Annotated in this window: 9 protein-coding genes; 2 read left to right on the top strand and 7 right to left on the bottom strand. The window is 68.9% G+C overall.

Features of this window, described 5'->3' with window-relative positions:
- Positions 1 to 30: 30 nt before the first annotated feature.
- Positions 31 to 1,065, top strand: coding sequence for an AraC family transcriptional regulator (locus tag ACQY8B_RS00865; protein ID WP_422084972.1), 1,035 nt, complete (start codon positions 31 to 33; stop codon positions 1,063 to 1,065).
- A gap of 290 nt (positions 1,066 to 1,355) precedes the next feature.
- On the opposite strand, the gene ACQY8B_RS00860 is transcribed toward ACQY8B_RS00865, so the two are convergent.
- From ACQY8B_RS00860 to ACQY8B_RS00835, 6 genes are all read right to left on the bottom strand, one after another.
- Complete coding sequence (locus ACQY8B_RS00860) at positions 1,356 to 2,102, bottom strand: lysophospholipid acyltransferase family protein (RefSeq protein WP_422084971.1); 747 nt, start codon at positions 2,100 to 2,102, stop codon at positions 1,356 to 1,358.
- A 140-nt stretch (positions 2,103 to 2,242) separates the two neighbouring features.
- The gene (locus ACQY8B_RS00855) at positions 2,243 to 3,529 is read right to left on the bottom strand and encodes a dihydroorotase (RefSeq protein WP_422084970.1); all 1,287 of its coding nucleotides are present in this window, start codon (positions 3,527 to 3,529) and stop codon (positions 2,243 to 2,245) included.
- Between the two features lie 139 nt (positions 3,530 to 3,668).
- Positions 3,669 to 4,631: an aspartate carbamoyltransferase catalytic subunit gene (locus tag ACQY8B_RS00850; protein WP_081268856.1), complete on the bottom strand. Its 963-nt coding sequence runs from the start codon at positions 4,629 to 4,631 to the stop codon at positions 3,669 to 3,671.
- A complete protein-coding gene (pyrR, locus tag ACQY8B_RS00845) occupies positions 4,631 to 5,128 on the bottom strand; it encodes a bifunctional pyr operon transcriptional regulator/uracil phosphoribosyltransferase PyrR (RefSeq protein WP_422084969.1) in 498 nt (165 codons plus the stop codon). Before pyrR ends, ACQY8B_RS00850 begins: the two co-directional genes overlap by 1 nt.
- Positions 5,125 to 5,574, bottom strand: coding sequence for a Holliday junction resolvase RuvX (gene ruvX / locus ACQY8B_RS00840; protein WP_422084968.1), 450 nt, complete (start codon positions 5,572 to 5,574; stop codon positions 5,125 to 5,127). Before ruvX ends, pyrR begins: the two co-directional genes overlap by 4 nt.
- Before the next feature lie 8 nt (positions 5,575 to 5,582).
- Complete coding sequence (locus ACQY8B_RS00835) at positions 5,583 to 6,182, bottom strand: YqgE/AlgH family protein (RefSeq protein WP_081268859.1); 600 nt, start codon at positions 6,180 to 6,182, stop codon at positions 5,583 to 5,585.
- Between ACQY8B_RS00835 and ACQY8B_RS00830 the strand changes: the two genes are divergently transcribed.
- On the top strand, positions 6,183 to 7,682 hold the full coding sequence (locus ACQY8B_RS00830) for a cryptochrome/photolyase family protein (RefSeq protein ID WP_422084967.1): 1,500 nt from the start codon (positions 6,183 to 6,185) through the stop codon (positions 7,680 to 7,682).
- Positions 7,683 to 7,728: 46 nt separating this feature from the next.
- Here the strand turns inward: ACQY8B_RS00830 and ACQY8B_RS00825 are convergent, their stop codons facing one another.
- Complete coding sequence (locus tag ACQY8B_RS00825; protein WP_422084966.1) at positions 7,729 to 13,908, bottom strand: Hpt domain-containing protein; 6,180 nt, start codon at positions 13,906 to 13,908, stop codon at positions 7,729 to 7,731.
- Positions 13,909 to 13,934 lie beyond the last annotated feature (26 nt).

The following is a 13,934-nucleotide window of genomic DNA, read 5'->3' as shown; positions in this document are numbered from 1 at the left end:
ATTGCCCCGCCTGAAGATCGCTGCTACCCCATGCACGGCACTGCCGCCTGCGTCATGGCGCTGACGCAAAGCGGCGCGTCGGCATCCGCGCTGTTGTGCGGCACGGGCCTCGACGAAAGCGAGTTGCTGTCGCATTCGAAGAAGGTTTCCTATGCGCAGATGCAGACGATTCTTCGCAATGCGGTGGCGCTGTCGCCCGGGCCGGAAGCAGCGTTCGAGGCGGGCCGACGTGTCAGCCTGGCCTCGCTGGGTGTCTGGGGCCTGGGCATGACCAGTGCCCGAACCTACCGGGAGCTGGCCGAGTTCGTGGTCAAGTATCAGTGGGTGCTGGGCCCCATGGTCGCGTTCGATATCCATGAGGCGGACGGAAAGGCTTGGTGGACCTACACGCCGCTGCTGGTCTCGGATCCGCGCAGTACCGAATACCAGTTGTCCATGGAATTCGCCATCTGCATGGGCTACCGGCTGTCCGAAGCCGCCTTCGGTCCGGACTTCAAGCCGCTCGAGGTTTCGCTGCGCTATGCCGCGCCCGCGCATGCGCACCTGTACGAGCGCTTCTTCGGCATTCCCGTGAGCTTCGGCCAGCAGGTCGACAGCTTCCATTTCGATCCGGCCCTGCTCGAGCGCAAGCTTCCGCACGCCAATGCGCTGAGCATGGCGATGGTGCGCGCCGGCTGCGAATTGCTGCTGAAGAAGCTCTCCGCCCGAGGCAGCATCGAAGCGCGCGTGCGCGAATTGCTTGCGGCGCAGCATGCGGAAAGGCCCGCGCCAGACATCGAGGACATCGCCGGCGAACTGGAGATGAATCCCCGCACTTTGCGGCGCAGGCTCAAGGAGGCCGGCACGTCCTTTCGCGGGCTGCGCTCCAACGTGCTGATGGACCAGGCCATTGCCTACCTTCGCGACACCGACCTGACGCAGGAAGAAATCGCAGCCCGGCTGGGGTTCAGCGACGGCTCCAACTTCCGCCAGGCCTTCAGGCGCTGGACCGACCAGCAGCCCGGCGCCTTCAGGCCCAAGAGGAAATCCGGCGCGCCACCGCAGAGCGAATCGGGACAGTTGTAGGCACTCGCCCACGCGCTTGACTAGCTTTCTCCCGCATGCGCCGGCCGCCGCTGCGGCGAATCTTGAGTCTTACTTAGTTGGCTTTGGAGACCTGAACTATGAAAAGCATCATCCTCTGGCTTTGCGGCGTGCCCCTGATCGTGATCATCGGCCTGAAGATCTTCGGCATTCTCTGACCCTCACAGGAAACATCCCCCGGTTGCTCGAGAGACGGTTCCTCCTCACGGCGCATCCGCGTCGTTAAGCGCTCCTTCGGGAGCGTTTTTTTTGGGCCGCGCCCGGTGAGCGGGTCAGTGGGTTTCGCGGCGCAGCTGCTGCACGTCTTCATGCAGCGACAGCGCCCATTCGCGCCGGTCGCGGCCGTGCGACTCCTGCGGCTCGCCGTAGCGCACGATGGCCAGCAGTGGCGGCGCGCGCAGCGTGTTCCACAGCGAGGCGAGCAGGTTGTCGTCGCCGATGTAGCGCGGCGCCTGGCTGGTCTCGCCGGTGGCGGCATCGGCAAAGCGCAGCGCGGCGGGCAGCACCGGCGCACCCGAAGAAATGGCCGCCTGCAGCAGGTTGGCATGGAACGGCAGCAGCCCGCGCCCGTCGCTGGTGGTGCCTTCGGGAAACACGCCGATCAGGTCGCCCTGGCGCAGCGCCTCGGTCATGTGATGCACCACGCGCAGCGCGTCGCGGCGGCGCTCACGCTCGATGTAGAGCGTGCCGGAGCCGGTGGAAAGCGTGCCGATCAGCGGCCAGCTCTTGACGTCCGACTTCGACACGAAGCGCACATGGCGCGCCGCGTGCAGGCAGGTGATGTCGAGCCACGACAGGTGATTGCAGATGAGCAGCACCGGCCCTTGCGCCGGCGGCGTGCCCTGCACCTTGAGCGTGATGCCCATGATCTGCAGCATGCGTCTGGACCACGCCTGCACGCGCGCATTGCGCTCTTCCTGCGGAAGGCTGGGGAACTTGTGGCGAATGGTCCACCAACCCACCACCGCGTGCCCCACCGCGTGCAGCAGACGCGAGCAGGCCTTCAGAGAATGAAGCATAGGGCGTGCGTCCTCTCAGCTTTCAATGCGTGATCGCGGAACACCGCGGAGCCGGCTTTGCCGGGCCGCCGGTGTTGCCCCCTGCAAGGGGGTTGGCGTAGCGACACGAAGTGCGCGAAGACTGGGGGTGAGCTTCATTTCTAGCCGTGGACTACGCGGCCCGCCACCAGCGTATGGCGCGCGCGGCCCTGCATCGGATAGCCGGCGAACGGCGTGTGCTTGCCCTGGCTCTTGAGCGCGTCGGGCCGCACCTGCCATTCGAGTGCCGGGTCGACGATGCACAGGTCGGCCACGCCGCCTTCCACGATGCGGCCGATGCCGGTGTCCGCGTCGGCTGAGGCCAGCAGGCGGGCGGGTGCCGAGGTCACGACCTCGATGGCGCGCGCAATGCCGGCACCGCTGCGCACGCTCCACAGCAGCGCGAGCGGCAGCAGCAGTTCGAGCCCGGTGGCGCCCGCTTCGGCTTCGGCGAACGGCAGCGTCTTGGCGTCGGCCTCGACCGGCGTGTGGTCGGACACCAGCGCGTCGATGGTGCCGTCGGCCAGCGCGGCCGAGAGCGCATCGCGGTCGCCTTGCTGGCGCAGCGGCGGGTTCAGGCGGGCGCGGCTGTCGAAGTAGCCGATGTCGGTGTCGGCCAGGTGCAGCGAGTTGATGCTGACGTCGCAGGTCAGCGGCAGCCCCTGCGCCTTGGCGTCGCGCACCAGCGCCACGCCGCGCGCGCTGGAAATGCGGCAAAGGTGCACCCGGGCGCCGGTGGCCTTCATCAGCTCGACGATGGTGAAGATGGCGATGGTCTCGGCCGACACCGGCACGCCGGCCAGGCCCAGCCGCGTGGCCAGCGGGCCGCTGGCGGCGACGCCCTTGCCCAGGTCGCGGTCCTGCGGGCGCAGCCACACGGTGTAGCCGAAGGTGCTGGCGTACGACAGCGCGCGCTGCAGCACCTGCGTGTCGGTCAGCGGCACGTCGGCCTGGCCGAAGCCGATGCAGCCGGCCTCGGTGAGTTCGGCCATCTCGGTCAGGACGCCGCCGGCAAGGTTGCGCGTGAGCGCGCCCAGCGGGAACAGGCGGGCACCTTGCAGCTTCTCGGCGCGAAACTTGAGCATCTCGACCAGGCCGGGCTCGTCGAGCACCGGGTCGGTGTCGGGAGGGCACACGAGGCTGGTCACGCCGCCGGCAATGGCCGCGGCCATTTCGCTTTCGAGCATGCCTTCGTGCTCGTAGCCGGGCTCGCGCAGGCGTGCGGCCAGATCGACCAGGCCGGGCGCGACGATGCAGCCGGTGGCGTCGATGGTGCGCTCGGCCTTGAAGCCGGCGGGAATGCTGGCGCCGATGCCGGCGATCTTTCCGTCGGCGATGGCGATGTCGGCTTTTTTGTCGGTGCGCGATGCGGGGTCGACGACGCGGCCGTTGGTGATGTGGATGTTCATGCGTCTGTACTTCCGGTGACAGTCATGGCCTTTTCGGGAAACACCGTGGAACCGGCTTTGCCGGGCCGCTGGTGTTGCCCCCGGCAGGGGGTTGGCGAAGCGACACGAAGTGCGCGAAGACTGGGGGCGAGCGACATGTCTATGCTTCGTTACCTGCGACGATGCTCATTACCGCCATACGAACGGCGATGCCGAAGGTGACCTGCGGAAGGATCACGCTCTGCTTGCCGTCGACCACGGCGGAGTCGATCTCCACGCCCCGGTTGATCGGCCCCGGGTGCATCACGATGGCGTCGGGCTTGGCCAGTTGCAGCTTCTCCGGCGTGAGGCCGAAGGTCTTGAAGAACTCCTGCGACGACGGCAGCAGCGCGCCGCTCATGCGCTCGTTCTGCAGGCGCAGCATGATGACGACATCGCAGTCCCTGATGCCCTCTTCGAGCGTGTGGAACACGCGCACGCCCATGCCGGCCATGTCGGCGGGCACCAGTGTCTTGGGGCCGACAACGCGCACCTCGGCGCAGCCCAGCGTGGTGAGCGCATGGATGTCGGAGCGCGCCACGCGCGAATGAAGCACGTCGCCAACGATCGCGACCGTGAGGTTCGAGAAGTCTTTCTTGTAGTGGCGGATCGTGTACATGTCGAGCAGCCCCTGCGTCGGGTGCGCATGGCGGCCGTCGCCGGCGTTCACCACGTGCACGTGCGGCGCCACATGCTGCGCGATCAGGTACGGCGCGCCCGACTCGCTGTGGCGCACCACGAACAGGTCGGCCGCCATCGCGCTCAGGTTGGCGATGGTGTCGAGCAGCGACTCGCCCTTGGTGGCCGAGGAGCGCGCGATGTCGAGGTTGATGACGTCGGCGGAGAGGCGCTTGGCCGCGATCTCGAAGGTGGTGCGCGTGCGCGTGCTGTTCTCGAAGAACAGGTTGAACACGCTCTTGCCGCGCAGCAGCGGCACCTTCTTCACCTCGCGGTCGCTCACGCTCGTGAAGTTGGCGGCCGTGTCGAGGATGTGCGTGACGATGTCCTTGGGCAGGCCCTCGATCGACAGCAGGTGGATCAGCTCGCCGTGCTTGTTGAGCTGGGGGTTTCGCTTGTAGAGCATCAGCGGTTCTCCTCTACCTTCAGGCTGAAGGCGCCGTCGTCGGCTCGCGCGAGTGCCAGCAGTTGAGTTGCAGGCAGCGTGAGCGTGGTGGCGGCGAAGTCCGCGGCCACCGGCAGCTCGCGCCCGCCGCGATCGACCAGCACCGCGAGCCGCACGCAGGCCGGGCGGCCGAAGTCGAACAGCTCGTTGAGCACCGCGCGGATGGTGCGGCCGGTGTAGAGCACGTCGTCGAGCAGCAGCACGTCGGTGCCGTTCACGTCGAAGGGCAGCGCCGTCTGCGCGCTGGCCGAGAGGCCGCGCCGCGCAAAGTCGTCGCGGTGCATGGCCGACGAGATGACGCCGGGCGCGCCGGGCAGGCCCAGGTCTTTCTGCAGCCGCTCGACCAGCCAGGCGCCGCCGGAGGTGATGCCGACCAGCCTGGTTTCAGGGCGCATCAGCGTCTTTACGCCGGCAAGCAGCGTCTTGTAAAGCGCTTCGGCATCGGGAATTGAACTCACGTGAGACTCCTCAGGAATTGCTCCAGGATGATGCAGGCGGAGGCGGCATCGGCATCGCGGGCGCCTGACGACAGGGCCTCCGTGGTGCTGTAGCGCTCGTCGACCTCGAACACCTGGAGATTGAAACGGCCCCGCAGCTGCCGCGCGAACTTCTGCGCGCGGCGCGTGTTCTCGTGCGGGGCGCCGTCGGGGTGATAAGGAACGCCGACCACCAGTGCGTCGGGCTGCCATTCCTTGATGCGCGCCTCGACCTGTGCGAAGCGGGCGTCGGCACCCTCGGCCTTGATGGTCGCTTGCGGGGTGGCGGTGCCCAGCAGCCGGTTGCCGCTGGCCACGCCGGTGCGCTTCAGGCCGTAGTCGAAGGCCAGGAAGGTCTGGAAATGGGCAGGAACGGCAGCGGGAACGGAAGGGGAAGCGGAAGCGCCGGGAGCAGGAGCGTCTGGCATGACGGCGCTCAAGCGTGTCCGGCCAGCGGCGAGAGCTTCCAGGCCTCCAGGCCCAGCAGCAGCAGCGCCTTGTCGTAGCGCTGGTCGACCGGGGTGTCGAAGATCACGGCCGGGTCGGCGCCTACGGTAAGCCAGCTGTTCTCGGCAAGTTCCGACTCGAGCTGGCCCTCGCCCCAGGCCGAATAGCCCAGCGAGACCAGCACCTTGCGCGGGCCGGCGCCGGTGGCCAGGGCCTCCAGCACGTCCTTGGAAGTGGTCATCTCGAGCCCGCCGGGGATGGTCATGGTCGAGGCGTAGACCGATTCCTCGGGCTTTTCGGCCTGGGTGAAGACCGGCTCGTGCAGCACGAAGCCGCGCTCGGTCTGCACCGGGCCGCCCTGGAAGACGGGGGCCTCGCCCAGCTCCGGGCGGGCCAGGTGCAGTTCGATCTTCTCGAAAAGCACCTTGAGGTTGATGTCGCTGGGTTTGTTTATCACCAGCCCGAGCGCGCCGCGCTCGCTGTGTTCGCAGAGGTACACGACGCTGCGGTTGAAAGTTTTGTCTTCCATCCCGGGCATCGCTATCAAAAAGTGATGCGTGAGGTTCATCGGGGCAGAATCGGCAGCCATATGCCTCCGATTTTACTGGCCGTCGACAAGACCTATCCCAAAGGGCTCATGTGGTTCCGCCGCGACCTTCGCGTGGACGACAACGCCGCCCTCTACCGCGCGCTGCGGGCCTGCCGCCAGGTGGTCTGCGTTTTCATCTTCGACAAGGCGATCCTGGACCCGCTGCCCACGGTCGACCGGCGGGTGGAGTTCATACGCGAATCGCTGGTGGAGCTCGAAGCCGAGCTGCGCGCGCTGGGCGGAGGGCTGATCGTGCGGCACGGCCTGGCGGTGCAGGAAATCCCGGCGCTGGCCCGCGACCTCGACGTGCAGGCCGTGTTCGCCAACCGCGACGACGAGCCCGACGCGCTGGAGCGCGACGCCAAGGTGTTCGGCGCGCTGGCCAACGCGGGCGTCACCTTCCACACCTACAAGGACTCGACCGTCTTCGACCGCGACGAGGTCATGACCAAGACCGGCCAGCCGTACACGGTGTTCACGCCCTACAAGCGGGCCTGGCTGGCCAAGGTCGATTCCTTCTTCCTCAAGTCGTACCCGGTGCGCGGCCACGCCGACGCGCTGGCGCCGCCGCCCGAGGCCTACCGCGAGCCGGTGCCCTCGCTGGGCGAACTCGGCTTCGAGAAAAGCAACCTGTCGACGCTGGGAATACCGACCGGCACCAAGGGCGCCGGCGCGCTGTTCGAAGATTTCTTCGAGCGCATCGACCGCTACGACGACGCGCGCAACTTCCCGGCGGTGCGCGGCCCCAGCTACATGGGTGTGCACCTGCGCTTCGGCACGGTGTCGATCCGGCAGATGGCGAGCCTGGCGCACCAGCTTTCGCTGCAGGGCAATGCCGGGGCGGCAACCTGGCTGAGCGAGCTGATCTGGCGCGACTTCTACTTCCAGATCCTGGCGCACTTCCCGTACGTGCACACGGGCGGCGAGTCGAAGAGCTTCCGCCCCGAGTACGACAAGATCCAGTGGCACCACGGCAAGCACGCCGACCAGCTGTTCGACGCCTGGTGCCAGGGCCGCACCGGCTACCCGCTGGTGGACGCGGCCATGCTGCAGATCAACCAGAGCGGCTACATGCACAACCGCCTGCGCATGGTGGTGGCGAGCTTCCTGTGCAAGGACCTGGGGCTGGACTGGCGGCGCGGCGAAGCCTATTTCGCGCTGCACCTGAACGACTTCGAGCTGGCCTCCAACAACGGCGGCTGGCAATGGGCCAGCTCGAGCGGCTGCGACGCCCAGCCCTACTTCCGCATCTTCAACCCGGTGACGCAGAGCGAACGCTTCGACCCCGAAGGCAAGTTCATCCGCCGCTACCTGCCGCAGCTGGCGGGTCTGTCGAACGCGGCGATCCACGCGCCGTGGATGGCGTCGCCGGTGGAGCTGGAAGCCGCCGGCATCAAGCTCGGCGAAACGTACCCGAGGCCGGTGGTCGACCATGCCGAGGCGCGCGAGAAGACGCTGCAGCGCTACGGCGTGGCGCGGACCAAGGCGCTGCAGAAATGAAAAAGGGGCCGCGAGGCCCCTTTCCGTTTCCGGGCAGGCGCGAACCTCAGGCGGCAGCCGCCACCAGCGCCGGCTCGCTCGTGTACGCACGCACCAGGCGCAGCAGCTCTTCTTCCGAATACGGCTTGCCCAGGTAGTGGTTCACGCCCAGCGTGCGCGCGTAGTCGCGGTGCTTTTCGGCGATGCGCGAGGTGATCATGATGATCGGCAGCTCGGCCAGGCCGGCGTCGGCGCGGATGTTGCGGGCCAGGTCGAAGCCGTCCATGCGCGGCATCTCGATGTCCGACAGCACCACCGCCGGGCGCTCCTGCTGCAGCCGTTCGAGTGCCTGCAGGCCGTCGGCCGCGAGCGACACCCGATAGCCTTCGCGCTGCAGCAGGCGCTGCGTGACGCGGCGCACGGTGATGGAGTCGTCCACCACCAGCACCAGCGGAATCTGCGGCGCCACCGGGGCCAGCAGCGCCGGCTCCTGCGGCACGCCCTGCTCCGCCTCGGCCGATGCAGTGCGGGCCGGCGCCGCCGCCAGCGCGGCAGCCTGGCGCTCGCGCGCCTGCTCGCCGTGCACCGCCGCCAGCGCCACCGGGTTGTAGATCAGCGCCACCGCGCCCGAGGCCAGCACCGAGATGCCGGCCAGGCCCGGCAGCCGTGCCAGCTGCGGGCCGAGGTTCTTCACCACGACTTCCTGGTTGCCCAGCACTTCGTCCACGTGCAGTGCCACGCGCTGCGCCGCGCTTCGCACGACCACGAGCGTGTTGTTCTTGGCCGCCGCCTGCTCGCTGCGGGCAGAAGCCTGCAGCAGCGCGCCGGCCCAGTAGAAAGGCACCTGCTCGCTGCCGAAGGCATGGCTGTTGTGCAGGTAGGCGGCTTCCAGGTCGGTGCCGCTCACGCGCTGCACCAGTTCCACCAGGTTGGACGGCACGCCGATCGACACCTCGCCCGCGCGCAGCATCACCACGTGCGTCACGGCGGTGGTCAGCGGCAGCACCAGCTTGAAGGTGGTGCCCTGGCCCGGCTTGCTGTGGGTTTCGATGCGGCCGCCGAGCGCCGCGATCTGCGCGCGCACCACGTCCATGCCGATGCCCCGGCCGGCCAGCTCGGAAACCTGCCCTGCCGTCGAGAAGCCGGGCTTGAAGATCAGCTCGGTGGCTTCCTCGGCGGACAGCTCCTGGTCGGCGCCGATCAGGCCCAGCACGCGGGCGCGCTCGGCAATGCGCTTGTTGTCCAGGCCGGCGCCGTCGTCGCGGAAGCTCACCGAGACGTCGTTGCCTTCATGGTGCAGGTCGATGACGATCAGGCCGCTGGCGTCCTTGCCGGCCTTCTCGCGTGCCGCCGCGTCCTCGATGCCGTGGGCCACGCAGTTGCGCAGCAGGTGCTCGAAGGCGGGCGTCATGCGGTCCAGCACGCCGCGGTCCATTTCGATGGAGCCGCCGACGATGTCCAGGCGCACCTGCTTGCCGGTGTCCTTGGAAGCCTGGCGCACCACGCGGTAGAGGCGGTCGGAAATGCCTTCGAACTCCACCATGCGCGTGCGCAGCAGGCCGCGCTGCAGTTCGCGCGTCTGGCGCGCCTGCACGCTGAGGTCGTCTTCCGTCGCCTGCACCGTCTTCTGCAGCGTGCGCTGCACGGTGGCCACGTCGTTCACCGACTCGGCCATCATGCGCGTGAGTTCCTGCACGCGGGTGAAGCGGTCGAACTCCAGCGGGTCGAAGCTCTGCTGCGAATCCTTGGCCTGCGCGAGGCGCGACTGCATCTGGCTTTCGGCCTGCACCTCGATGTCGCGCAGCTGCTGGCGCAGGCGGTCCAGGTTGCCCGTGAGGTCGGACAGCGAGCCGCGCAGCTGGCCCAGTTCGGCCTCCAGGCGCGAACGCGTGATGATGACCTCGCCGGTCTGCGCGACCAGGCGGTCGAGCAGTTGGGTGCGGATGCGCACGGCCTGGCTCGACACGGCGCGCAGCGGTGCGAGCAGCGTGGGCGCCGGGCGCGGTTGCAGCGCGTATGCCGTGGCCGGTGCGATGTCTCCGGCCGTGTCGTCTTCGTCGCCCGGCACGGGAGCCGCGTTTTCGTCGTTGGCCGGCACGCCGGCTTCGGGCGCGACCTGCACCAGCTGGGCGGCGGGCGCGGAAGCGCTGGCGCTCGCCACGAGCTGGGCCAGCTCGACCTGCGTGGCGTCGTCGGCCGCGCGCAGCGCGTCGAAGGTGGCCTGCAGCGCGTCGAGGCGGCCGAGCAGTTTTTCGATGTCGGCACGCTCGGCGCCTTGCGAGCCCAGGAGTTCGATCTCGGACTCCATGCGGTGCGCGCGTTCGCCCAGGCGCATGGCGCCGGCCAGTCGCGCGCTGCCCTTGAGCGTGTGCAGCGTGCGCAGCACCGAGGCGCGCGGCGCGCTGTCGTCCGGGTGGTGCGCCCACTGGCGCAGCGATTCGCCGAGCTGGGGCAGCAGTTCCGCCGCCTCTTCCTCGAAGATCGGGAACAGGTCGACGTCGACCGCGTCGGCCAGGTCGATGGCGTCCTCGGAGTCGTCGAGCGCCACGTCGGCGATGCTTTCGGTGGACACCACCTGCTGCAGCGGCCGGGCTTCGGCGCGCATGGCGACTTCGGTCGGCATCGGCGAATTGGCGATGTCGCGCAGCGCCTGCAGCGTGCCCTCGGCCGGGTCGCGCAGGAAGCCGACCGCGAACTGGTGCAGCAGGCGGCGCAGCTCGTCGGCCGCGGCCACCAGCACCATGCCCTGCTCGCGCGTGCCGCCGCCTTGCATCTGCAGGTGCTGCAGCGCGGATTCGAACAGGCGGGCCATGCCCGACAGGCTGTGGAAGCCGACGGTGGCCGAGCTGCCGGCCAGCGAGTGGGCCAGCGCGACGGTCGAGTCGGGCAGGCGCTCATGCGATTCGAGCGCCCATTCGCCGACATCGGTCGCCAGTTGGCGGGACCATTCGTCGGCTTCGTTGAGGTAGACGTTGTAGAGCGCAATGCCGATGCGCAGCGGACCGATCACCTTGACCTGGTCTTCGGCGCTGGAGGAAACGGCGATTTCCTCGACTGCCTGCTGCGGCTGTTGCACCTGGTGGGCAGCCTGGGCCTCGACCGGCTCCGGCAGCTCGTCTGCGACGAGGATCTGCGGCTCGACGGGCGCGGCAGGCGCTTCGACGATGGGTGCGAGCACTTCGGCGATGACCGGCGCGGGTTCGGGCTCCGGCTCGACTTCGAGCTCGATGGCAACGGGCTCCAGCTCCGGCTCAACCACAGCGGCAGGCTCATGCTCGGGCTCGGCCGCCAGCTGCAGTTCCGGCTCTTCTTCTTCGTACGGCGGCTGTGCCGCTTCGATGACTTCGGGCTCGTGAGCCTGAACGGGCACTGGCTCCAGCTCGGGCTCCCAGGCCAGGTCGGGCAGGCTGGGCGCCTCAGGCGATTGGGGCTCGACGCTGGCCACGGGTTCGGCCGGCACCTCGGGCTTGGCGGGCGGCTGCACCTCCGGTTCGGGCTCGGCGCGTGCCTGCGTCTTTGCTGGCGCGAGGAAGTCGAACTCGTCGCCGCTGGGCAGGCTCAGCAACGGTGCGGGTTCGGTGTTCTGCTTGGCTTCGAAATCAATGAAGTCGGTCGACGCGAAATCGTCGTCGGCCTCGGGAGGCTGCGCGGACACGGGCTCGGCCCAGTCGAGGGGCTCCAGCGCGGGTTCCGGTGCGGGTTCGGGGGCGGCATGGGCTGCGGGCGACACCGGCTCCGGCGTCAGCGACAGGTCGGGCAGGTCCGGCAGCGCCGGCATCGGCAGCGGCGCCACGGCCGGCGCCACCACGGGCGTCTCGGCGGCAATGTGACGCGCCGCGACCGCCAGGGCCTCGGCATCGGCCACGCGCACCGGCGGCGGCACGGGCTCTCCGGCCAGCAGTGCGTTGGCTACGCGGCTGAACGGAGCGGCCTGCCACGAATGCGGCTGGCCGGACGCGATGGCCTCGACCCATTCGCTGAATTCGCGCAGGGTTCTTTCGGTGCCGGACAGCAGCTCGGGCGTGGCCGCGCGCTGGTCGGCCAGCCAGGTGTTGAGCACCTGCTCCAGCGACCAGGCGGCGTCGCCGAAGTCGGTGAGGCCGACCATGCGCGAACTGCCCTTCAGCGTGTGGAAGGCGCGGCGCAGGATGGTGAGCTCTTCGGTGTCGTCCGGATAGCTGGCGAGTTCGGCAATGGCCTCCAGGCCGTTCTGCACCACCTCGCGGGCCTCGTCCAGGAAGATGTTCTGCAGGTCGTCTTCTTCGAGCTCGGTGACTTCGGTGTCGGGCAACGCCGACGGGCCGGCGATCTTGTTCGTCCAGCTGTCGGCCTTGTTGCTGAATTCCTCGATCGGCGAGACCTTGGCCTTGCGGTTGGGCGTGGCCAGCGCGGCCAGCTTAGAGGCGATCTGCGCATCGACTTCCTCGATGCTCAGCACGGCTTCGGCGGCGGGGGCCTGGCCCTCGGCGGCACTGTCGGCGGCCGAGCTGTCGGTGGCCTGGCGGCCCATCAGCGGCTTGAGTTCGCCCGCCTCGGCGTCGAACACGAACAGGCGCTTGGCCAGCGCGGGCTGGTAGCCCAGCATGTCGATCAGGAAGCCGAGCGCGCCGAGGTTGTTGCCCAGTGCGTCGAAACCAGCCATTTCCTCGGCCGGCGAGGCGCTGACGAGCATTGCCTCGACGTCGTCGCGCATGCGCTGCACGGTGTGCGCGGCCTGGTCGAGGCCGAGCACCGAGAACACGCCGCGCATCTGCATGAGCTGCGTCGGCACGGTACGCAGCAGGCCTTTTTCGGCCGGCCGGCGGAAGTACTGGTCAAGCGACTTCTCGAGTTCGCTCAGGTGGCTGCGCAATTCGTCGACCACGGTGCCCATGGTCTGGCGGTCGCTCACGCGGCGGTAGAGGTCTTCCATCCACGGCTCGAGCGGCTCGGAATGGCCGCCGCCCTGCACGCGTTCGATGCGGCCGGCCAGCTGCAGCGTGCGTGCCGTGAGCTGGGGGTCGCTCGGATCGAGGTCTTCGAGCGCGGCTTCCAGGTAGAGCACCGAGGTGGCGACTTCCATCGCGAGTTCGGTGTCGGGCGGCCGGCCGGCGCGCAGCGAGGCCTCGACCGCGTGGGTCAGCGCCTGCACCATCGGCAGGCTCGGCGGATGCAGCTTCTGCAGCGATTCGCCGAGCTGCGCGAAGGTGTCGGCCACCTGGCGCGTGCGCGAAACGTCGCCGCCCGAAAGCGCCGACCACATTTCCTTGGCGGTCTCGATGCGCTTGCGGGCCTGCGAGAGCACCAGCGGATCGAAGCGGCCGAACTGCTCGACGGTGTAGTCGACGCGCGGTTCGTTGGCGATGCCCCATGCGCTGCGCACGGTGCGCAGCGTGGGCGCTTCCTCGCGCGCGGTGGGTACGGCCTGGGCGCAGAAGAACAGCAGGTCTTGCCCGAGGCGGTCGGACACCACGCTGTCGCCGCGCGCGAGCGTGGCGTATTGCAGCAGCACGCGCGAGGCGGCGCGCTTGACGTAGGCGTCGGGCGGGATCAGGCCCAGTGCCAGCGCCTCGAAGAAACCGGCGGCCAGCGTCCAGAAACTGGCAACGCGCGGCAGCAGCGCGCCGCGGCCGAGCCCCAGGCACAGCGCATGCAGCCGGCGCGCGGCCTGCGTGTCGCCGGACTTGACCAGCTGCAGCACTTCGCGGTCGAGCCGCGAGCGCACGGACGGGTCGTAGGCGATGGCGGCCTGCGTGAGCGCTGGCTTGATCTCGACCCAGCGCCATGCCATGCCCCAGAGGTCTGCAGGATGCACGCGCTCGTTGCCGACCAGCTCCAGCACGTCGCGGTACTGGGGAAACAACGCCACCGACGACACCGGCTTGCCGGCCAGCAGGGCGTCGAGGAAATCGGTGACGGCGAAGCCGGCACGCTCGATCTTGTGGACCGCTGCTTCGGTGCAGCGCTGCGGGTCGGCAATGAAGCCCTGCACCGCGAACTCGATGGCGCCGAGCACCAGCGCGGGCGACGCGTGCCCCACCATCTGCAGCGCGCCGACGGCCTGGTGCAGTTGCTGGCGGGCCATCTGCAACGGACCGCTGTCGGGCTCAGCGGGCGAGCCCACGTCGCGCACGAAGCGCCGCAACGACTTGCCGACACCGTCGAGGGATTTCTGGATTTCTCCCAGCACCCAGGCCAGCGGCCCGAGGTCTTCGGTGGCCGGCAAATTGCCGGCGAGGGGGGCCGTGGCAGGGGTTTGAATCGACACGTTGGGTGCTCGCCGTTCTTTAGCTG

It is taken from the genome of Variovorax sp. (assembly GCF_965279555.1).
Taxonomy (GTDB): domain Bacteria; phylum Pseudomonadota; class Gammaproteobacteria; order Burkholderiales; family Burkholderiaceae_C; genus Variovorax.
The sequence above is the reverse complement of the archived record's forward strand: the minus strand, read 5'-3'. Positions and strand labels throughout refer to the sequence as shown.